Origin of the sequence: Nocardia sp. NPDC057668, assembly GCF_042799795.1 — a bacterium.
Taxonomy (GTDB): domain Bacteria; phylum Actinomycetota; class Actinomycetes; order Mycobacteriales; family Mycobacteriaceae; genus Nocardia.
In genome coordinates, this window is the sequence record NZ_JBHVIC010000002.1 from 750,156 (window position 1) to 770,825 (window position 20,670).

Sequence of the window (20,670 nt, forward strand, 5' to 3'; positions counted from 1 at the left end):
GCACAGCCAATTCCAACCAAGCTAGGATCCCGCGACGTTCTCGCGTAACCCGCTCGCCGGCTCACAGCGGCCCATACCTCGCGGCGAGGGAGACCCGTGGTGGTCGCCCTCACCGCCTGTCACCTACCCGGTCGAACGGTTCATCGGAAAGCCCATCCGGCCGCCAGCAACTCACTGACGCCACTCTCGACGAATCCGTAGCCCGCCCCGTCCGGCATCCAAATATTCCAACAAATGTACACGCCGACGGTGACCCGACCCGGAGTTCTGATCAACTGAATCTCGATCGGCGCATTGAGCGTGTTCGCCATAGGACCTGAAATCCAGACGGATTCGTCCCTGTGAATCACGGGGTGCTCGGCGGTCGAGCTTCGGTAGTGGACAGGTATGGTTCGAATATCCGAAGGGAAATATCCGTCAGGCGTTCTGGCCATCGAATACCTGATCCAGATCTCATCCCATCCCGGACGCAGGAGGGGGTTCTCTGCTCGATCCTCATCCAGTGACCGGACAAACCATTCATAAACCGAGTCATAGCTCAATTCGTCGACTTGTTCGAAAACATTTCCCGCCGAAACGAAATCGGTGAGCATCCCTTCGGGTGGAGACGCCGTACGGATCGTGCGTTGCGACGAAGCCGGGAAAGTCTCGTCGATCGGTATATCGAACTCATTCATCCAGTACAGAGTCGAGAGGTCTACGGAGAGCGGAATGCAGAACCCGGACATGAATCGAAACACGCTCTTCAGCGTCGACCGATCGAAGTCGACGTCGGATTCGAATTCCTGCGCACATCGCTCGAGATGAAAACTGCAACCAGGTGAATCGAAGATCTCTGCGCGCCTAGTTTCCATATTTCGTGACGCTCCATACGTTGTTGATTCGATTTAATTCGGCGATCAGGGCGTGTGTATGCTCATCGATGATCGAGATCCTGTCGAGGTTCTCAATCTTTTTCGGAGCGCCGTCCGCAGCAAGACGATCATAATACCGAACGGAAAGATCACCTTCCCCGATGAATGCGGAAAATCTGATGGCAAGCTCGAGACTTGCGCGCGCGCCGCGGTGGAGCTTCATGTGGACCTGGTGGCTCAATTCGATTGGATCCAGACCTGATCCGCAATTCTTTCTAGCTGCACAGATAGCCGATATCGCCGAGAGTCACCGACTCTCGATTCCGGCTAGCATCCGATGTGGGTGGCGGCGAGATGGTGTCGCCATTCCCGACGCTGAGACAGCAGTATCGGTCTCTGACAATATAGATAACCCCGCAATACCCGGAGCTCTACGGAACGCTCGCCCCTCGCACGTCGAGGCAGATGCGTGCATAGGCGAGCTGACGATCACCGAGCCTGGCGTTTGGTTCAACTCCGAAGGAGTTCCGTGCGCCGGGGAATACCTATCAACTGTGGAGATCGACGTTATCGACGATCGGGCGACCGTAGACTTCGAAGTTTTTCACGATATATGGATGACCCACGACTTCCAGGGCCGCCCACATGCGGGTATCTATGAGCTAAATTCACCGCGCCTGAAAGTCTTTCATCATAGAACTGAACAACCTACTAGGAACGAAAGGCGTGCCCAGCGAGCCGACCGTTTATGGCACCCCCTCGGATTTCGGCATCGAACCCCCGCTCGACGATGACGAAAATCCAATGGATGTCACGGAATGGATCAATAGCTGAGTCCTTCCCGCTATCAGTGTGCTGTGCTTGAAAGGCTCGCGTTTGTTCCGGGGAGCCGATGGGAGCACTGACGCCCACGAAGCACCCATCCAGCCCTCCCTCATCGGATTTCGAACTTGCCGGACGGGCGATTATGACGGTGACTGGCGTTGCAGTCCGTTGGTGTCCCGGCACAGGGGCGAACGCACTCGTCTGCCGCAGGGCGCGCGGTTCGAATCGGCCATGCTGTCCGGCTGAAGGATCGATGCTCCGAGGTCAACTCGGGCGGATGGCGAATGTCGGCCGTTCGCTGCTCCGAACTGACGGGATGGCGCATGCGGGCGAAAGCGCCGTCTGACCTGGTGGTCTTCGGAGCGTGCGCGTGCCCCCGGTCGGGTTCGAACCGACACTTGGTGGATTTTAAGTCCACTGCCTCTGCCAATTGGGCTACGGGGGCGTCTGGGTCAGAGTACCGAGCCGTACGGTCTGGCTGGAAGGAGGCTGACCGCCGATTCTGGGGGGAAAACGGGGGTGGGGAACGGAAGGGGCCGGGCGGGGGTGGCGCGGGAGTCGGGAGTGGGGGCGGGTTTTCGGTGGTGGGAGGGGGTTTTCGGGGGGCGGGGGCGGGTTAGTGGACGCCTTCCATGTGGCTGCTGATTCGGGGGGCTATCAGCCAGACCACGATGCCTACCGCTATCGCCACCAAGCCGGTCAGGCCGAAGTAGGCGAACTCGTGGGACGGATCGTAGAACTTCGACAGGGAGCCGGACATCGACGTCCCGATCCCGACGGAGAAGAAGTAGAGGGCCATCATCTGGGCGCGGAAGGCGTTGGGGGCCAGCTTCGTCGTGACGGCCAGGCCGATCGGGGACAGCAGCAGCTCCGAGACCGCGAAGCCGCCCAGGACCAAGAACACGAACAGGATCGGGACGGTTTTGCCCTCGCTGCCGGAGTAGAGGACGAAGAGCATGAAGGCCACGCCCATCCCGATCACGCCGAGGGCGAACTTGCGCGGGGTGCTGGGGGCGCGATTGCCCAGGCGCGTCCACAGCAGCGCGAACAGCGGGGACAGCGTGATGATCCAGACCGGCTCCATCGAGCTGATCCAGCTCGGCGGGGCGTCCCAGCCGAAGACGTTCCAGTTGATGCGCTCGTCGGAGTACACGGCCAGCACCGTGAAGATCTGCTGGAACAGCGACCAGAACACCGCGTTCGCGATGAACAGCGGAATGAACGCGCGCACGCGGGTGCGCTCGATCGGCTCCACCTTCGGGCTGCGCAGCATGATCACGAAGTAGGTCAGCGCGGCCAGCGCGATCACGCCGGTGGTCACGTCGGGCAGGTTCGACAGCGTCAGCAGACCCGTCAGCGCGGCCACCGCGACCAGCACGCCGAGCACCGCCACGAACCCCAGAACGCGCGGAATCTGCTGGCGCGGCAGCGGATTGGGAACCTCACGCCCGTGCGTTCCGAGGTTGCGGCGGAACACCACGTACTGGGTCAGCCCCAGCGCCATCCCGACCGCGGCCGCGCCGAACCCCCAGTGGAAGCCGATATTGCGCTGCAGCACACCGGTAATCAGCGGCCCGATGAACGCGCCCAGGTTGATCCCGAGGTAGAACAGCGTGAAGCCGCCGTCCACGCGGGCATCGTCCTTGTCGTAGAACGTGCCCAGCAGCGAGGACGCATTGGCCTTGAGCGCACCAGATCCCAGCGCGACCAGCACCAGGCCGACCCCGACGCCGGCGAGCCCGGGCAGCAGCGCCAGGGCGATGTGCCCGGCCATCACGACCACGCCGCCGTAGAAGACCGTGCGCTCCATCCCCAGCACCCGATCGGCGATCCAGCCGCCGAGCACCGTGGAGAGATAGACGAGGCCGCCGTACGCGCCGACGATGCCGGTGGCGGTGGCCTTGGGCAGATCGAGGCCGCCCTCGGAGACGGAGTAGTACAGGTAGTAGCCGAGGATCGCGACCATGCCGTAGAACGAGAACCGTTCCCACAGCTCCACACCGAAGAGATTCGCGAGCCCGATGGGATGCCCGAACAACGTGCGCTGAACCGGCGCGATGTCCTCGCGTGCTACTTCCGACATGATCCAGACCCTCCCATACCGGGCAATCTGACAGCAACCTCAGTTGTTGACGTATGTCTCGAGAATTCCCGCATGTACCCGGGTCGAATCAGACTCGGCAGCGGTCCTCAGTTTGCCAGTCCGGGCAAAAAATAGCTGCCGTTGTCAGATCGCGAGTTGTGGCGCGCTCGCGCCGAGGTCCCGACCACGTGAAACGGGGCCGTGGCTGGTAGCCACGGCCCCGAAGAAATCCGTCACGACATCCGAAAACCCGCCGCGCCCGCGGAACACACCGGAAACAAACCGGCACTCACGCGATGGACAGCGCGATCCCGTCCAGAATGTCGTGTTCGCTGACGATCAACTCGTCGATCCCCGCCCGCCGCGCCAGCTCGTCGGCCAGCACCTCGGCGATCACCGCACCGCCGCCGATCACGTCCACCCGCCCGGGATGCATCGGCCCGAGCGCGGCCCGCTCGTCGTGGTTCATCTTGATCAGCCGATCGCACACCGCCCGCAGATCCGCGCCCGACAGCCGGGTGAGATGCACGCGCTCCGAGTCGTATTCGGGCAGATCCAGCGCGACGGCCGCCAGCGTGGTCATGGTGCCGGCCACCCCGACCCAGGTGTGCGCCCGCTCGACCGGCACGACCCCGAACGCCTGCGCCAGCCGCTCGGAGGCGAAGAACCGCGCCGAGGCCACTTCCTCCGGGGTGGGCGGATTGCCGTGCAGCGCGCGCTCGGTGATGCGCACGCAGCCGATGTCGGCCGAGTACGCCGACTGCACGCCCGAACTGTCCCCGAGTACCACCTCGGTGGAGCCGCCGCCGAGATCGACGACAACGAAAGGTCCCTGCTCGCTGGACAATTCACCGACCGCGCCGGCGAAGGACAGCCGGGCCTCCTCGTCGCCGGTGATGACCTCGGCCTGTGCCCCGGGCACCGCGCGGCCGAGTTCGGCGGCGGTCATGGTGAAGAAGTCCTCGCGATTGCTCGCGTCGCGGGTGGCGGAGGTGGCGGTCATGCGGACCCGCGTCACCTTGTGCTCGATCATGAGGTCGACGTAGTCGGCCAGCGCGACCCGGGTGCGTTCGATGGATTCGGGAGCCAGCGCGCCGGTGGCGTCCACGCCCTGCCCGAGCCGCACGATGCGCATCTCGCGATGCACATCGGTCAGGTGCGGCGGCGTGGCGTCCCCGTCCCGGACCGCGTCGGCGATCAGTAGTCGAATCGAGTTGGTGCCGCAGTCGATCGCGGCGATCCGCTCACCCATGACAACTACTCCTCCGAGATCGAATCTTCCGGCTTGCCCCGATACTGCTCGGCCTGCGGCCAGTCTGCCGGAATCGCGGTGCCGCGCAACCCGTTCTCGGCCGCGAGCGCCACCGCTTCGTCGCCGAGCAGGTTCAGGCCCGGCCCCTTGGCCAGCGAATGCGCGATGAGCACGTGCAGGCATTTGACCCGATCCGGCATGCCGCCGCCGGCGAAATCGGTGCCCAGATCCTCGATGGCGTTGCGCTCGGCCATGAAGCTGTCGTACGCGGCGCGGTAGGAGGCCGCCAATTCCGCGTCGCGGGTGAGCCGTTCGCTCATCTCCTTCATCAGCCCCGTGGTCTCCAGCCGGCTCGCCTCGGCGGTGAGCCGGGGATCGGTCAGGTAGTACAGGGTCGGGAAGGGCGTGCCGTCGGGCAGTTTCGGCTGCGTCTTCACGACGGCGGGCAGACCGTCGGGGGTGTGATAGGCGATGGCGAGCACGCCGCGCGGCTCACGGCCCAGCTGTTTGGCGACGATCTCGAGATCCCGCTCGCTGGGCGCTTCGTCCCCGGGGCGGCTGTTCTCGGATGCGGTCACCTGGGTTGTCCTTCCTCGGCTGAACTTGCGGGCTGCGGCGCGGAGATGCTGCGCCACAGCTCGGTGTACCAGGGATCGGGTTCCCTGGTCTTGGTGGGCTGGATGGGCACGGCCGGTTGTTCCATGCCGGGCACCTGCACGATGTAGGCCGTCTCGCCGGGCATGACCAGCCGCAGCCGGTCCTTCGCCTCGCGCTTGATGTAGGCCGGATCCTGTTGTTCGGCACGACGATCGCGCAGGCGCGCCACGTCGTCGACGAGTTGCTCACGCTGGGCGGCGAGTTCGGCCGCCTCGGTGCGCTGGGTGAAGTAGGTGCGCAGCGGCACGGCCAGGGTGAGCGCGAGACCGCACAGCACGGCGGCCAGCAGCACCGCCCGGCCGGTGGACATGCCGAGGATCTTGCGTTCGGGCCGTTGGTTCTTGGCCCGCGCGGTGCGCCTGCCGACCGCGGCCTTGGCCGCGGTCGTCCTACCGCGCCTGCTCTCCCCCGACCCGCTGCGCGTGGTCTGGGTGCGCTTGGCGCCCGCGCCGCCGGTCCGAGGTTTGGCGGTACGCGACGGGCGGCGGTCACCGCGTCCTGCCGGACTGGTACCCCGCGCCCGTCGCTCCGTCATCTCACCCCTCGAAACTCAGCGGTTGTCGTGGACTTTCAGCCTTCGAACGCGAAACGCGGGAACGCGACATCGCCCGCGTAGCGCGCGGAGTCGCCCAGCGCGTCCTCGATGCGCAGCAGCTGGTTGTACTTGGCCACGCGCTCCGAGCGCGCCGGGGCGCCGGTCTTGATCTGGCCCGAGCCCACGGCGACGGCCAGGTCGGCGATGGTGGTGTCCTCGGTCTCGCCGGACCGGTGGCTCATCATCGTCTTGTAGCCGTTGCGGTGCGCGAGGTCGACCGCGTCCAGGGTCTCGGTCAGGGTGCCGATCTGGTTGACCTTGACCAGCAGCGCGTTGGCCGCGCCCTTGGCGATGCCCTCTTCGAGCCGCTCGGGGTTGGTGACGAACAGGTCGTCGCCGACCAGCTGCACCTTGTCGCCGATGAGGTCGGTGAGCGCGACCCAGCCGTCCCAGTCGTCCTCGTCCAGCGGATCCTCGATGGAGACGATCGGGTACTGGGTGATGAGCTCGCTGTAGAACTCGATCATCTGCGCGGCCGAGCGGACCTCGCCCTCGAACTTGTAACCCGAACCGGCGGTGTAGAACTCGGTGGCGGCGACGTCGAGCGCGAGCGCCACGTCGGTGCCCAGCTTGTAGCCGGCCTTGTCGATGGCGGTGGAGATCAGGTCCAGCGCGGCGCGGGTGCCCGCGACGTCGGGGGCGAAGCCGCCCTCGTCGCCGAGACCGGTGGACAGCCCCTGGGACTTGAGCACCGACTTGAGCGAGTGATAGATCTCGGTGCCCCAGCGCAGCGCTTCCTTGAAGGTCGGCGCGCCGATCGGGGCGATCATGAATTCCTGCACGTCCACGCCGGTGTCGGCGTGCGCGCCACCGTTGAGGATGTTCATCATGGGCACGGGCAGCACGTGCGCGTTCGGGCCGCCGATGTAGCGGAACAGCTCCAGGCCCGAGGATTCGGCCGCGGCGCGGGCCACGGCGAGCGAAACGCCCAGCAGGGCATTGGCGCCCAGACGTGACTTGTCCGGGGTGCCGTCCAGATCCAGCAGGGCCTGGTCGACGGTGCGCTGCTCGACGGCGTCCAGTCCGATGATGGCCGGCGCGATCTCGTCGAGGACGCCCTCGACGGCCTTGCGCACGCCCTTGCCGTTGTAGCGGTCGCCACCGTCACGCAGCTCGACGGCCTCGTGTTCACCGGTGGACGCGCCGGACGGCACGGCCGCGCGGGTGAGGGTGCCGTCGTCGAGAGCGATCTCGACCTCGACGGTGGGGTTACCACGCGAATCCAGGATCTCGCGGGCTCCGACCTGTTCGATGATGGCCACGAAACGACACTCCTTCGGCTACTGACTCGGCAGGTCGCACGGAACAACCCGTGCAGGCCCCGAGCCTAGCAGTGTGTATTTCGCCCTCCGCTTCGCTCCGGGCGGCGGTTCGCGGCCCGGAAGTCTCGTTCTTCCCTCCCTCCGCTCCTCCGCTTCGCTCCCCCGCTCCACTCAGTCCAGAACGAGACGGCCGCGAACCCGGCGCGTCGATCTCGACTCACCGCTGCGCCATTCACAGGGGGCGCGACTCGCCGTTTCGCCTTGCGGTCCGGCGCGACTCGCCGTTACGCCTTGCGTCCCACGCTGTAGGCGGCCGCGCGGTCGCGGACGGTCTTCATATAGACGGCGGACTGGTTGTAGGTCATCAGCGCCTTCTCCCAGCCGGGCGCGCCGGTGAGGTCGCCGCCGCTGACGCAGAGGTAGCGGGCGGCGGTCAGGGCCGCGTCGTCGATGTTGTCCGGATCGGCGACGCCGTCGCCGTTGGCGTCGACGCCGTAACGCTGCCAGGTCTCGGGAATGAACTGCAGCGGGCCCATGGCGCGGTCGTGGACCGTGTCGCCGTCGAGCTTGCCGCCGTCGCTGTCCCTGATGAGCGCCACCCCGGGCGAGCCGTCCAGCGCGATGCCGCGAATCGAGGGCGTGACCTTCCCGTCGTCGGCGACCTTCGCGCCGCGGTGGGTGCCGTGTCTGCTCTCCACGCTCGCGATGCCCGCGATGGTGGTCCAGCCGATCCCGCAGTCGGGCCGTGAGCGCGCCATGACGGCGGCCGCGTAGCCGTACGCCTCCAGCGCGACCGCGGGGATGCCCATGCTGCCGGCTTGGTCATCGGCCCACGCGCGCAACTGAATTGCGCTGCGCCCCGGCGCATCCAGATCGATCACGGGCAGCGGCGCGCCCGCGCCGGGCGGCGTACCATCCGGGATCGGAGTGAGATCGACTGAGCCGCAACCGGTCAGCAGCACCAGAACGGACGCCGTGCCCAACAGGCCGGCGCGGGACATGACAGCGCCGAGACCGGCCTTGGTGAAACGCACCCTGTCCATCATGCATATGGATCGGCGCGCCATCCAGGAACGTCAACATGGGCGCGCAGGTGTCGGCCGGATCGATACGCCCCGGTGACCGGCACGGCTATTCTTTGATACCTCTCAGCTATTTTTGTGACACGCGCTTAGGTAAGCCTTGCCAAATTTACCGGGGCGCACTAGCTTCCCTGCGGGACCCATAAAACCGCACTTCACTCCGAGGCCAGGAAGGCACCCCCTTGGCGAAAAGCGTTCTCTCCGAACGTCAGACGCTTCACCCTTCGGAACTCGAACGACGCGAGCTGCCAGCGGAAGCCGGACAATCGGTACGCGCGCTCGCGCAGGAGATAACCGTCACACTGGGCGCTAGCCCCGCGATAACCACCACGCTGTCGGACGCGACCCTGTTGCGCCACATCGAGGACCGCTACACCGAATTGCCCGAGGTCGTGCACCAGGTCATGCGCGCGCCCGCCACCGCGGCCGGCGTCACGGTCATCGGGCAGCTACCGCTGTGCGACACCGAACTCGGTACGACGCCGGTGGATTGGCGCCAGGCCGCCGAATGGGCGGGCGATCCGGACCGGGCATCGTCCTCGTTCGCCCTCGACGTCACCATGCTGCTGCTCGCGCGTTGCGCGGGCGAGCCTTTCGGCTGGCAGGGTCAGCAGGGCGGACGCCTGGTGAACAACATCGTGCCCACCCCCGGCCACGAACAGGAGCAATCCGGCGCGAGCAGCACCACGCTGCTGAGCCCGCACACCGAGGACGCCTTCCACCCGCAGCGCGCCAATCTGCTCATGCTGGGCTGCCTGCGCAATCCGGACCGGGTCGGCACCACCGTCTCCTCGGTGCGCCGGGTGGAACTCGATGCGGCACAACGGGAACGGCTGCGCCGGCGCGAGCTGCCCATTCTGCCCGATGTCTCCTACGGCGACGATTTCGACACCGAACCCGCGCCCGCGGTCGCCACCCTCGGCGACGACGACGGCGGGCTCACCCTGCGTTTCGACCCGGCCTACACGCCGCTGGACAGCGCGGACGGCGAATTCCTGGCCGCCTATGACCGTTTGGCAACGGAACTCGAAAGGGTCTGCATCACCGCCGCTTTGACCCCGGGGGAACTGTTGCTCGTGGACAATGATGTCGTGGTGCACGGACGGGTGCCGTTCACCCCCCGCTACGACGGCACCGATCGCTGGCTCAAGCGAGTCAACATCCGGCTGCCCCAGCGCCGCCGCGCCGCGGCCGAAGCGACCGAGAACGGATACGGCCAGCGGGTGGTGGCCCCCTTCCGCACTATCCGAGGAAACCGCAGTTGACTACTCGACCCACCCCGCTGCGCGTACTCAGCCGCAGCGACCTCGCAGATGTTCCGATCAGTCCGGCGGAGGTGGTGCGCGCCGTCGAGGACGCGTATCTCGCTCTGGCATCCGGTGATTCGGATAATCCGCGCAAACTCAGCGTCGCCCACCCCGATGGCTGGTCGGTGGCCTACGCGATGCTCGGCCGCGACGGCCGCCGCCGAGTGGTCGCGATGAAGACCTCGTACAAGTTCGATCCGCACCATGATCGCAGCACCAAGCGGTACTACACGACCATCACCCTGTACGACGACGCCACCGGTATCCCCATCGCCATGATGGACTGCGCGCGGGTCGGCGCGCTGCGCACGCCCGCGGTCTCGGCGCTGCTCGCCCGCGAGGCCGCGCGCCCCGGCGCCCGCAGCGTGCTGCTCGTGGGCACCGGCACCCAGGGCCGCAACGCGCTGCCGCATCTGCTGGCCGCCAACCCGCATCTGAACCGGCTCATGCTCTATGGCACCCACCCCGAGGGCATCGAGTCGGTGTACCGGGAACTGGGACAGCACAATCCGCACGCCGAACTGGAACTGGTGACCGACCCCGCCGCTGCCGCGCGCACCGCCGACATCGTGCTGGCCACCGCGGGTCCGGGCACCCGGGTCGCGATCGAGGCCGGGGATCTGGCCCCGGGGTCGACGGTGGTGCTGGTCGGCTACGGCCTGGCGCCCTCCACCCTCAACGAGGCCGATCGCGTGGTCGCCACCAGCGCCGAGCAGATGGCGCTCACCGGCACCGACATGGCCGGTCCCGACGGCCGGCTACGCCGGGTGGACGCCGAGCTACCCCATATTCTCAGCCGCCGCGCCAGCGCCCGGATCGCCGACGACGAACGGGTTTTCGTCTACAACAGCGGCCTGGTGCTGACCGATATCGCGGTCGCGCACGCCCTGGCCACCCGCGCCATCGCCGAGGGCCGCGGCACCGAGGTATCGCTGTGGGACTGACCGGCGCCCGCGCGCCAGAGGAACGGAGACGGCGCTGACCGACACCGTGAAGAGCGAGACCGTGCCCGCCTCGACCGGGCGGAGCGGGTTGTCCGCCATCACCGCGACGCCGATGCCCGCGCACCGCGACGACTGGGAACGGCGGGTGCTCGCCGACCCGAACCTGCTGCGCGACATGGCCGATGCGATCGGCGGTCCGTTCCATCTGCTGTATCCCCAGCGTGTGGTCCGCAATATCCGCGAATTCCAGCGCGTGTTCGCCGGCCAGGGCGTGGTGGGAGCCATCTACTACGGCAAGAAGGCCAACAAGTCCCCGGCGGTGGTCCGCGCGTGCGCGCGTGCCGGTGCGGGCGTGGATGTTTCGAGCGCGCAGGAGTTCACCGCCGCGCTCTCCGGTGGGGTGCGCGGGACCGACCTCATGGTCACCGGACCGTCGAAGTCCACGCGCCTGCTGAGCCTGGCCGTGCGCCATCGCGCCTTGGTCGCGGTCGACGATCCGGACGAATTGACCAGGCTCGGGGCGCTGGCGAACGGCGACGGGCCCGCACGCGTCGTGCTGCGGGTGCTGCCGCCGAACAGCACCAGCCGCTTCGGCCTGACCTGCGACGAACTCGACCTGGCCCTGACCGCCGCGGACGAGGACTCGATTCGCCTGGAGGGCTTCAGTTTTCACCTGACCGGGTACGCCGTGGCCGATCGCGCCGAATTGGCGCTGGCCCTGATCGAACGCTGCCGCGAGGCGCGCGGGCTCGGCCATCCGGTCACCACCATCTCCATCGGCGGCGGCTTCGGCGTGAACTACGTCGCGGCCGACACCTGGCGCACCTTTCTCGACGGGGTGAATCCGCGCTGGTTCCACGGGGATCGAGCGCCCGACAGCTACTACCCCTATCACTGCCCCGTGCCGGGTCCGGCCATGCTCGCGGCCATCCTGGAGCACCGGCGGCTGGCCGATCACCTGCGCGCGGCCGGGATCCGCCTGGCCATCGAGCCCGGGCGCGCCCTGCTGGATCGGGCGGGCAGTTCGGTCTTCCGGGTGCAGGGTGTGAAATCCCGGACCGCGCACGGGCATCGGTACGCCATCCTGACCGTGGACGGCACCAGCCTGAGTCTGTCCGAACAATGGTTCGAGAGCGAATACCTGCCGGATCCGGTGCTGTGGCCGGCGCGCCCGGGTGCGCTCAGCCCCACCTGCGTGGGCGGCGCCTCGTGCCTGGAGGACGACATGCTGAGCCGGCGGCGCATCCCGCTGCCCCGGCCAGCCGAAATCGGCGACCTGCTCGTCTACCCGAATACCGCCGGATACCAGATGGACAGCAATGAGTCGGCCTTTCACGAACTGCCCGTTCCGCCGAAGGTGGTACTGCACACCGCGAACGACGCGGCGAACTCCGCGAACGGCGAATTGCGCTGGCGACTGGACGGTAAATCCGGCGAATGCTGACAATTATCCCCATTCCGGCATCGCCACTCGTACGGAGCACTGGCAGCCGCCCCGCGACTGCACTATCGTTTTGCATGCTCCGCGAATGCACGACATGAACCTCCGCGCTCCACGGGCGTGACGAAAAAATCCGACATCGCCCGTTATTGCCGCCGGACCGGGGCTATCTCCAATGGACCGCCCGCGCGTCGGCTCGCCCACATAACCCACGTTCGATGAACTTTGCCGAGGAGAATCCCTAAATGCCGGTAATCGTCAGGCGCGTGTCCGAGCTGATCGGGCAGACACCCCTGTTCGAGCTCGCCGTCAGCACCGAGACCGGATCCCGGGTCTTTCTCAAGCTGGAGACCATGAACCCGACCGGCGCGGCCAAGATTCGCATGGCCCGCGCCATGATCCTCGAGGCCGAACGCCGCGAACTGCTCCGGCCCGGCGGGCACATCATCGAGTCGACCTCCGGCAATACCGGACTGGGTCTGGCGGTGGTCGCGCGCGAGCGCGGATATCGGTTCACCGCCGTCGTCGATCACCACGCCTGTAAGTCCAAGCTGAACGCAATGCGATCGATGGGCACCGAGCTGGTATTCGTCGGCGATGGCGACGACGAGGGCCTGTCCACCAATGCGCGCGAGGAATTGGCCGAGAAATTGGCGGCAGAGGAAGGACCGACGGCCTACTTCCCCGCGCAGCATCACAACTCGGCGAACGCGATCGGCTATTACGCGCTCGCGGCGGAACTGGCCGCGGATCTCGGCAAAATCGACGTGCTGATCGCGGCCGTCGGCACCGGCGGCGCATTGTTCGGCACCGCGCGCGGCTTGCGCGAACTCGGGCGCTCCCCACGCCTGGTCGGGGTGGAGCCCGAGGGCTCGATCGCCTTCGGCGGTCCCGCGCACGACTACTGGCAGTCCGGGACCGGCACGCCGCTGGGCGCCGATCCGGGCCTGCACGTGGACGAGGATCTGCATCTGATCGACGCGCAGGACCGCGTCAAGGTCTCCGACGCGGACGCCTTCGCCACCACCCGCGTGCTGGCCGCCGAACTCGGGCTGATGATCGGCGGCTCCTCGGGCAGCTCGGTCTACACCGCCCTGACCCGGCTGAACACCTACCCGGACCATTCGGTCGTGGTCGTGGTCATCAACGACGACGGCGAGAAGTACCTCGACACCGTGTTCGACGACGAGTGGATGAGCGACCGCGATCTGCTGGACCGCGAACGCGAGGCCGCCGTCCTGGCCGTGCTGCGCGCCTGCACGCCGCCCGGCCGCCCCGATCCCCGCGAGATCGAGGTGCTGCGCGATCTGCACTACGCCCTGCCGGACACCTTCGCGCTCAAGAACGGCCTCAGCGGGTCCGAGCTGCGCGACTACGTGGACGAGCAACTGCCGCAGGCGAAATTGATCCGGCTGCTCGAACTGGCCGACATGCCCGCCCACCGCATCGGCGAGATCCTGGCCCAGGGCGACGACGACGCGGTGCTGCGCGCGCTGGACAAGCATCGCAAGCAGCTGGCCGACCGGGCCGCCGTGCTCGCGGATCTGCTGGCGGACCTGCGCGGCACGCGCGATCCGCACGACACCCACACCATCCTGGTGCCCCCGGCCGGCCCGGAGTCCGCCGCCGCACCGCGACCGGACCGGGCGTTCGCCGAATGACGTACGTCGCCAGGCAATCCGACGGGCGGCAGCTGACCGCGCTGGCGATGCCCATCGCGCTCACCCAGCTCGCCCAGGTCGCGGTCTCGACCACGAACATCGCCCTGATGGGCTCGCTCGGGGTACGGGAGGTGGCCGCGGGCGGGCTCGCGCTGGTGCTGTTCAACCAGATCCGCACCATGTGCGTCGGGCTGATCACCGGCACCGGCAATCAGGTGGCGACCGTGGTCAGCCGGGCCGAGAAGCGCGGCCGCAAGCCCGATGTCGAAGTGCGCGAGGTGGTTCGCTCGAGCTTCTTCATCGCCACGCTCGCGGGTTTGCTGGGCGGCGCGCTGCTGATCGGCCTCGGCTGGTCCCTGCGCTGGCTGGGCCAGGACGCCGCGGTGCTGGCCGAGGCACGGCCCATGATGGTCGCGCTGGCCCCCGGGTTGCTGCCCTGCCTGTGGTTCCAGGTGCTGCGGCAGTACACCGTCGGCATGCAGCGCCCGCAGGCACTGCTGCTGGTCACGCTCGGCTCGGTGGCGCTCAATGTCGTACTGGCCCTTGCCTTCATGCACGGCTGGTATCTGCTGCCCGAACTCGGGCTCACCGGCATCGGCGTGGCCACCTCGCTGGTCTTCCTGATCACCTTCGGTGTCTTCTGGGCCATGGTGCGCCGGGACGCCGCGCTCGGGGCGACACTGCCGCTGCGCATGTGGCCGGTGCACTGGGCCACGGTGCGCGCCGAACTGCGCCTGGGCACGCCCATCGCGCTGACCTACGGTTCCGAGGCCGGGATGTTCTCGGTGCTCGCGCTGGTCATGGGCAGTCTCGGCGCGGCGGCGCTGGCCGCGCACAACGTGGTCTACCAGGTCGTCTACATCGTGTTCCAGGTCGCGATCGGACTCTCGCACGGCGCGTCCATCCTGGTCAGCAAGGCCGTTGCGCGCGAGGAGTATCCGCACGCGCGCGCGGTGGCCTGGCTGGCGCTGCGCTACGTCGCGGTGGTCGCCGCCGTCACCGGCGTGGCCTATGTCGCCGCGCCGAATCTGGTGCTGCTGCCCTTCCTGGACGACACCGACGCGACCACGGTCGCCGTGGCGCACGGGCTGTTGCTCATCGCCATCGTGCTGCAGCTGTTCGACGCGGCACAGAACGTGGCGGTCGGACTGCTGCGCGGGCTGAAGGACACCACGGCGGGGTTCCGGCTCTCGCTCGTCGGCTACTGGGGTGTGGGATTGCCCACGGCGCTGCTGCTCGCCTTCCCGGCGGGTCTGGGCGCGGCGGGGGTCTGGTGGGGGCTGACCGCGGGGCTCGCCACCACCGCTGTGCTGATGCTGCGCCGCTACTTCGCTCTGCTGCACGCACGTGAGCAGCAGACTCCGCGGGTGCTGGCGGGTAGCCTCGGGCTTTGAGCCGACATCCAAATCTCACCTTCTCGCAAGCGTGCCGTCACTGGACGCAGGCACGCTGAAAGAAAAGGCTTCGCTATTCTGACGGACGGAAACGGCAAGCCGAGGCACCCACACTGCCGGGGAGGATGTCCGTGTACATCTCGAGAGTCGCCGAATACCCGAGGGCAGACCATGTTCTGTTCCACATCAGCGACACCCATCTGATCGCCGACGGTGACCTGTACGGCGCCGTCGACGCCGAAGCCCGGCTCCGCGCGCTCCTGGCCCAGGCCGAGGCGAGTCGCATCACGCCCACCGCCATCGTCTTCACCGGCGACCTCACCGATCGCGGCGAGCCCGGGGCCTACCTGCGCCTGCGCGAGGCGGTCGAGCCGGTCGCCCGGCGCATCGGGGCCCCGATCGTCTGGGTGGCGGGCAACCACGATCACCGCGCGACACTGCGTGAGCAGCTGCTCGGCGAAAAGGCCTCGGACGCACCGCTGGACAGCGTGCACATGTTCGACGGGCTGCGCGTCATCGCCCTGGACACCTCGGTGCCCGGGCACCACTACGGCGAAATCACCATCGCCCAATTGGATTGGCTGCGCGAGGTATTGGCCGAACCGGCCCCGTTCGGCACCATCCTGGCCATGCATCACCCGCCCATCCCGTGCGTGATCGATCTGGCGGTCACGGTGGAGCTGCGCGACCAGCGCCGACTCGCCGACGTCCTGGACGGCACCGACGTGCGCGCGATTCTGGCCGGGCACCTGCACTTCTCGACCAGCGCCTCGTTCGCCGGGATTCCGGTCTCGGTGGCGTCGGCGACCTGCTACAGCCAGGATCTGTCGGTGCAAACCGGCGGTCTGCGCGGGCGAGACGGGGCGCAGGCGTTCAACTACGTGCACGTGTACCCGGACACCGTGGTGCATTCGGTGGTGCCGATCGGGGCCGGAGCCACGGTCGGCGAGCCCGCGACACCCGAGCAGGCCGCCGACCGACTGGCCGAGGCGGGCATCGTGATTCCGCCGGCGGCGCGCATTCCGCACGTCATGCGGCGGCGGGACAGTGCCACCGAATCCGACGGGGAATCGGTGCTCTGACCGCGGCGCGGCCGAATCCATCGTGCGACGGCTGGATTCGGCCCACCGGCGGGACGCATACGGCCCGATCCGCCGGACCCTGCTTCCCGATCGACCGGATGCGTTCGGCCCCACCAATTTCGGGCGGGGCCGCCGCGAATGTCTTTCAGGCTGCCCCGGATTCGAAGGCGATCACGCTCGTGGTGTCGGGCTTCTCCCAGGGCGCGGGCTCGGGGAAGTACGTCTCCAGGAACTGCGAGACCGCGCGCACCCGCTCGGCCTCGGGCACCTCGGGGAAGCTGCCGTCGTTGAGGCAGAAGAAGTCCACGTTGCGCCGGCGCTCCAGCCCCTCGAGCAGGGCCAGGCCGGTGTACGACGTGGTGTCCACGTAGCGCATCTTGCCCGACTCCTGCGGCACCGCGCGCCCGGTGAGCAGCGCGTAGTAGTGGTAGAGCGAGTTGGTCACCGAGATGTCGGTGGCCGCGCGGAAGCGGCTGGCCCGGGTGCGCGCGAAGTCCTCCGGGAACACCCGCTCCATCTCGTGCAACACGCTGCGCCGCAACGGGACCGGGGTGTGCTCCAGGTGCCGGGTGATGACGTTGCCGAAGTGCCGGGTCAGCAGTTGCCGGTTCATCCGGGCCGCGTTCTCGAAACCGCTGCGGCGCTCGTTGTTCGCACCGGGGCCGATGCGGGTGCCCGCCTCGATGTAGCGGCTGATGCCGGCCGGGGTGAAGAACATGGACGGTCGCACCGGCCGGGCGAAGAACATGTCGTCGTTGGAGTACAGGAAGTGCTCGGACAGCCCGTCGATGTGCTGCAACTGCGATTCCACCGCATGGGAATTGAAGATCGGCAGACCGCTCACGTCGGGGAAGTGGTCGATGGCGCGCACAATGGTGACCTGCGGATCGTCCGCGAGCCAGTCCGGCACCCGGGAATCGGTGGCGATGAAGATGCGCCGGATCCAGGGCGCGTTCTTGTGCACCGAGCGCAGCGCGTAGCGCAGTTCGTCGATCTGGCGGATGCGGGCGTCGGTCTCGTCGCCCTCGCCCACGACCACCTGCGCCATCATTCCCGCACGGCGAGCACGGAATTCGGGGTCGGAGCCGTCGACCCAGGAGTACACGATGTCGATGTCGAAGCCCACGTCCGTGGGATGCGGGGTGAACATGCCGGTCAGCGTGGGCCAGCTCGCGTCGTACAGCAGGACGGTGGACACCTCGACGTCCGCGAGGTCGAACACCGCGCGGGTCAGCGCGTTCGGGCGCGGGCACTCCACGGTGTCGCCGTGGTACTCCCACACCTCGATCTCGACGTGATGGGCGGGGTCCAGATCGCGCCCGAGTTTGAACACGTTGTGCTGCTTCTCGTTACAGGTGAATCCGGCCACCATGGCCGCCCCGAGCACCCGCCGCAACGCCGCGCGATGCGCGCTGTCGACGGCGAGCACCAGCCGGTGCGCGGCGTCGCGCACCAGCAGGTACGGCATTTCCGCCAGCGCCATCTCCCCGCGCAGGTAGCGCAGGTCGTCGATCACCGCCGCCGAGACCGCCGCGTTCGCGGCGCTCGCACGCCCCACCATGTCCGGCTGACCCGAACCCATATCCACCATCACCATCTCCGCTCTCTCGCGCTTGCACCTCACGTCGTGGACACCACACCCCGCGCGACCCGGCGCCGACCCGGCGCAATGCGGTGTCGGCGCGAGCCACGAAACCCCCGGCGGAGTCAGAAGAACGGAGCGGGCAGAGCGGTGCGCGGTGATATCCACGGTCGTCGCAGGTACGGCCGGAAGATCATTCGCAGTCACCTCACTCTGGGTCGGACGCCTGGGGCGTCACGGGGTGGAAAACAGGGTGCGTTCGTCGACGCCGGACAGGGGCGGACGGGCTTCACCGGGCGGTCATCGGCCGGTTACTCGCGGGACCTCGAACGGACGAGGAACTGTAACGAATGATGCAACCGATCGGGGTCCCGCGTCAATCCATTACCGCGCAGGTCCGAAGGTGTTTTCACAGCTGTAACCGACATTTGGGATAACGGCCCGGGGCCGGGCACGCTACTCGGACCCCAGCGCGCCACTGCGGCAACGGCATACACTTCATGGCAACACAGTCCAGCCCGCTGTGTTGGTACCCGATCGTGAGGTGACGCTATGGTAGCCGAAGCGCGGGAGCGTCAGGAGCCCTCTACAGTAGAGGTTCCTGCGGAACATCCCCAACTCGACACCCTTCCCGACTGGCCACTCGACACCATTGCGGTTCTGGTCACAACGGATCCCGCCCCGCACGCTATTCCGGTCTCCTGGCCGGTGCGCGCGGGGGACAGACGAATCCTGCTCAGTCTCAAGTCCGATCGCGGGTCACTGGCCCGCCTGCGCGCGCGGCCGGCGGTGGCGCTGCTGATCCTCGGCGGCGGCAACGTGGCGCTGTGCGCGAGCGGACGAGCGAGCGTGGTCGCCGATCCGCTGCCCGGAGCCGAGGACTACGTGGCGATCGCCATCGACGTGGACACCATCGATGATCATCGCCAGTCCGCCTTCACGGTGGCCTCCGGCATCCAGCGCACGGTGCTCGATCCCACCGAGTTGCGCTATCTGGAGCGCCGCGTCGCGACGCTGAAAGCGATGGCGACAGAGCGTAACTGAGGTCGCGAGACGGGCCCATTGTGTGCCTAAATTCGGACATTTCCGGCGCTGAACTCCCGGCCGGGGTGCGCTGCCGAATTGAACGCGCACAATGGGTCTTTCTTTCGACCATAATCAGGAGGGATGCGGTGTGAAGGCACCGCGGGGAAGGATAGATGTGAGCGTCAGTTTGGCCAAGGGCGGAAATGTTTCGCTGTCCAAGCAGGCCCCGAACTTGACCAAGGTCTCGGTTTGCCTCGGCTGGGATGTGCGCACCACCACGGGTGCGGACTACGACCTGGATGCGAGCGCGCTGATCTGTGGCTCGAATATGCGCGTGCTCTCGGATGCGCATTTCGTGTTCTACAACAACCTGCGTTCGCCCGAGGGCAGTGTCGAGCACACCGGTGACAACCTCACCGGCGCCGGCGACGGGGACGACGAGGTGATCAATGTCGATCTGGCCGGTACGCCGCCGACGATCACCAATATCTTTTTCCCGGTATCGATTCACGACGCCGACAATCGGCGGCAGTCGTTCGGCCAGGTGCGCAACGCCTACATTCGCGTCGTCGACGCGGCGAACGGCGCCGAGCTGGCCCGCTTCGATCTGACCGAGGACGCGTCCACCGAGACCGCCATGGTCTTCGGTGAGCTCTACCGGCACGGACCCGAGTGGAAGTTCCGGGCCATCGGCCAGGGCTACGCGTCGGGGCTCGGGGGCATCGCCCGCGACTACGGGGTCAACGTCTGATCATCGCCGCGCGATGACGAGCGCTGCTCGGCCGGACGTCATCCGGCCGGGCAGCGCTTTCGTTTGTGCCGCAGGTGGTTTCATTCGCGCCGCGGGCGAACCCGTTCGCAGCGCGGGCGATTCGGCCGTCAGTTCAGCTGGCGAATCTTGGTGGCGATGCGGTCGGCGATGACGGCCGAGGTGCGGGCGTCGGCGTAGGAGCAGCTCGACACCTCGATCAGGGCGTTGCCCTGGGTGCGCATGGTGTCCGAGCAGACCCAGTCGCTGCCGCTCGAGGACAGCGTCCAGTCCACCGAGAACGCCGACGGATCGCTGCTGTGCTCGACCTCGGTGACCTTCAGGGTGCTCGGCTTGTCCTTGCCGTCCTTGGGCGTGCTGGTGACCTGCCGGCCCTTGCACTCGGCCAGCACATCCCGGTACTGGGTGACCATCTGCTCGGCGACCATGAAGTTCTTGAAGGTGGTCACGGTTTCGTAGATGGCGTGCTGGTAGCTGTCGCCGGGCTCCTGCAGCGACCGCAGCCGGAACCCGGTCCACTTGTCGCCGTAGGTATCGGAGTTGGCCGTGTAGAGCATCGAGGCGCACTCGGACGGCTGGTACGTGAAGTTCGGGACCGTCGGCACGGTGTTCTCGAACTTCTGCGTCAGATTGGTGGCCGCGACGATCTTGCCCACCTCGTCGGTCGAGAGCATCACGTCCGGAATCTTGTCCGGCGTCAGCTTCGGCATCTTCACCACCACCGGATCCGGTGCGGGTGTCCCGCTCACGACATTGCTGCACCCGGTGACCGCGAACAACACCGTCAGGCCTATGGCGACACTACGCCCCCGCATTGGTCCTCCTCTGAACCCTGATCAGCGCAAGCATAGCGG

General features: G+C 67.3%; 18 protein-coding genes and 1 tRNA gene. 9 read left to right on the forward strand and 10 right to left on the reverse strand.

Translation table 11 applies throughout. The annotated features are described in order from the left end of the window. Positions 1–140: 140 nt before the first annotated feature. On the reverse strand, positions 141–677 hold the full coding sequence (locus ACFVBH_RS16240) for a hypothetical protein (RefSeq protein WP_379002279.1): 537 nt from the start codon (positions 675–677) through the stop codon (positions 141–143). A 235-nt stretch (positions 678–912) separates the two neighbouring features. Between ACFVBH_RS16240 and ACFVBH_RS16245 the strand changes: the two genes are divergently transcribed. Continuing rightward, positions 913–1,116 (forward strand): hypothetical protein, encoded by a 204-nt coding sequence (locus ACFVBH_RS16245; protein ID WP_379002280.1) that lies wholly within the window; start codon positions 913–915, stop codon positions 1,114–1,116. A 934-nt stretch (positions 1,117–2,050) separates the two neighbouring features. On the opposite strand, the gene ACFVBH_RS16250 is transcribed toward ACFVBH_RS16245, so the two are convergent. The 7 genes from ACFVBH_RS16250 to ACFVBH_RS16280 all read right to left on the reverse strand — a co-directional run bounded on the left by ACFVBH_RS16250 (position 2,051) and on the right by ACFVBH_RS16280 (position 8,571). Further along, a tRNA-Leu gene (locus ACFVBH_RS16250) sits at positions 2,051–2,124 on the reverse strand. A 171-nt stretch (positions 2,125–2,295) separates the two neighbouring features. Continuing rightward, entirely contained in the window at positions 2,296–3,762 is a 1,467-nt protein-coding gene (locus tag ACFVBH_RS16255) for a peptide MFS transporter (RefSeq protein ID WP_354989588.1), read from the reverse strand. 289 nt (positions 3,763–4,051) lie between these two features. Continuing rightward, positions 4,052–5,014, reverse strand: a complete 963-nt coding sequence (locus ACFVBH_RS16260; protein ID WP_354989589.1) for a Ppx/GppA phosphatase family protein — start codon at positions 5,012–5,014, stop codon at positions 4,052–4,054. A gap of 5 nt (positions 5,015–5,019) precedes the next feature. Continuing rightward, entirely contained in the window at positions 5,020–5,592 is a 573-nt protein-coding gene (locus tag ACFVBH_RS16265; protein ID WP_354989590.1) for a DUF501 domain-containing protein, read from the reverse strand. Beyond that, entirely contained in the window at positions 5,589–6,206 is a 618-nt protein-coding gene (locus ACFVBH_RS16270) for a septum formation initiator family protein (protein ID WP_354989591.1), read from the reverse strand. Before ACFVBH_RS16270 ends, ACFVBH_RS16265 begins: the two co-directional genes overlap by 4 nt. 35 nt (positions 6,207–6,241) lie before the next feature. After that, positions 6,242–7,528, reverse strand: a complete 1,287-nt coding sequence (eno, locus tag ACFVBH_RS16275) for a phosphopyruvate hydratase (RefSeq protein WP_354989592.1) — start codon at positions 7,526–7,528, stop codon at positions 6,242–6,244. A 284-nt stretch (positions 7,529–7,812) separates the two neighbouring features. Continuing rightward, the gene (locus ACFVBH_RS16280; protein ID WP_354989593.1) at positions 7,813–8,571 is read right to left on the reverse strand and encodes a lytic murein transglycosylase; all 759 of its coding nucleotides are present in this window, start codon (positions 8,569–8,571) and stop codon (positions 7,813–7,815) included. Between the two features lie 221 nt (positions 8,572–8,792). On the opposite strand from ACFVBH_RS16280, the gene ACFVBH_RS16285 reads away from it, so the two are divergent. The 6 genes from ACFVBH_RS16285 (at position 8,793) to ACFVBH_RS16310 (ending at position 16,439) form a co-directional block, all read left to right on the forward strand. After that, the gene (locus tag ACFVBH_RS16285) at positions 8,793–9,875 is read left to right on the forward strand and encodes a TauD/TfdA family dioxygenase (protein ID WP_379002282.1); all 1,083 of its coding nucleotides are present in this window, start codon (positions 8,793–8,795) and stop codon (positions 9,873–9,875) included. Continuing rightward, positions 9,872–10,861, forward strand: coding sequence for an ornithine cyclodeaminase family protein (locus ACFVBH_RS16290; protein ID WP_354989595.1), 990 nt, complete (start codon positions 9,872–9,874; stop codon positions 10,859–10,861). The genes ACFVBH_RS16285 and ACFVBH_RS16290 overlap by 4 nt, the downstream gene beginning before the upstream one ends. Before the next feature lie 46 nt (positions 10,862–10,907). After that, on the forward strand, positions 10,908–12,305 hold the full coding sequence (locus tag ACFVBH_RS16295) for a Y4yA family PLP-dependent enzyme (RefSeq protein ID WP_379002283.1): 1,398 nt from the start codon (positions 10,908–10,910) through the stop codon (positions 12,303–12,305). A 263-nt stretch (positions 12,306–12,568) separates the two neighbouring features. Next, on the forward strand, positions 12,569–13,963 hold the full coding sequence (locus ACFVBH_RS16300) for a pyridoxal-phosphate dependent enzyme (protein WP_379002284.1): 1,395 nt from the start codon (positions 12,569–12,571) through the stop codon (positions 13,961–13,963). Further along, a complete protein-coding gene (locus tag ACFVBH_RS16305; RefSeq protein WP_379002285.1) occupies positions 13,960–15,357 on the forward strand; it encodes an MATE family efflux transporter in 1,398 nt (465 codons plus the stop codon). The genes ACFVBH_RS16300 and ACFVBH_RS16305 overlap by 4 nt, the downstream gene beginning before the upstream one ends. A gap of 131 nt (positions 15,358–15,488) precedes the next feature. Then, positions 15,489–16,439 carry a phosphodiesterase gene (locus ACFVBH_RS16310; protein ID WP_379002287.1) on the forward strand — a complete coding sequence of 317 codons (951 nt, stop codon included), beginning with the start codon at positions 15,489–15,491 and terminating at the stop codon, positions 16,437–16,439. A 145-nt stretch (positions 16,440–16,584) separates the two neighbouring features. On the opposite strand, the gene ACFVBH_RS16315 is transcribed toward ACFVBH_RS16310, so the two are convergent. Next, on the reverse strand, positions 16,585–18,000 hold the full coding sequence (locus ACFVBH_RS16315) for a stealth family protein (RefSeq protein WP_354989609.1): 1,416 nt from the start codon (positions 17,998–18,000) through the stop codon (positions 16,585–16,587). A gap of 573 nt (positions 18,001–18,573) precedes the next feature. On the opposite strand from ACFVBH_RS16315, the gene ACFVBH_RS16320 reads away from it, so the two are divergent. Both ACFVBH_RS16320 and ACFVBH_RS16325 read left to right on the forward strand, forming a co-directional pair. Further along, complete coding sequence (locus ACFVBH_RS16320; protein ID WP_354989600.1) at positions 18,574–19,065, forward strand: hypothetical protein; 492 nt, start codon at positions 18,574–18,576, stop codon at positions 19,063–19,065. Between the two features lie 157 nt (positions 19,066–19,222). After that, a complete protein-coding gene (locus tag ACFVBH_RS16325) occupies positions 19,223–19,798 on the forward strand; it encodes a TerD family protein (protein ID WP_354989601.1) in 576 nt (191 codons plus the stop codon). A 128-nt stretch (positions 19,799–19,926) separates the two neighbouring features. Here ACFVBH_RS16325 and ACFVBH_RS16330 read toward each other — a convergent pair whose 3' ends face one another. Beyond that, on the reverse strand, positions 19,927–20,631 hold the full coding sequence (locus ACFVBH_RS16330; RefSeq protein WP_354989602.1) for a sensor domain-containing protein: 705 nt from the start codon (positions 20,629–20,631) through the stop codon (positions 19,927–19,929). Between the last annotated feature and the right edge of the window lie 39 nt (positions 20,632–20,670).

Coding starts and splice junctions, on each gene's coding strand:
- ACFVBH_RS16270 (WP_354989591.1), bottom strand. CDS start 6,206: ATGACGGAGCGACGGGCGCGGGGTACCAGTCCGGCAGGACGCGGTGAC.
- ACFVBH_RS16315 (WP_354989609.1), bottom strand. CDS start 18,000: ATGGTGGGGCGTGCGAGCGCCGCGAACGCGGCGGTCTCGGCGGCGGTG.
- ACFVBH_RS16240 (WP_379002279.1), bottom strand. CDS start 677: ATGAATGAGTTCGATATACCGATCGACGAGACTTTCCCGGCTTCGTCG.
- ACFVBH_RS16330 (WP_354989602.1), bottom strand. CDS start 20,631: ATGCGGGGGCGTAGTGTCGCCATAGGCCTGACGGTGTTGTTCGCGGTC.
- ACFVBH_RS16280 (WP_354989593.1), bottom strand. CDS start 8,571: ATGGACAGGGTGCGTTTCACCAAGGCCGGTCTCGGCGCTGTCATGTCC.
- ACFVBH_RS16305 (WP_379002285.1), top strand. CDS start 13,960: ATGACGTACGTCGCCAGGCAATCCGACGGGCGGCAGCTGACCGCGCTG.
- ACFVBH_RS16320 (WP_354989600.1), top strand. CDS start 18,574: ATGGTAGCCGAAGCGCGGGAGCGTCAGGAGCCCTCTACAGTAGAGGTT.
- ACFVBH_RS16260 (WP_354989589.1), bottom strand. CDS start 5,014: ATGGGTGAGCGGATCGCCGCGATCGACTGCGGCACCAACTCGATTCGA.
- ACFVBH_RS16255 (WP_354989588.1), bottom strand. CDS start 3,762: ATGTCGGAAGTAGCACGCGAGGACATCGCGCCGGTTCAGCGCACGTTG.
- ACFVBH_RS16245 (WP_379002280.1), top strand. CDS start 913: ATGCTCATCGATGATCGAGATCCTGTCGAGGTTCTCAATCTTTTTCGG.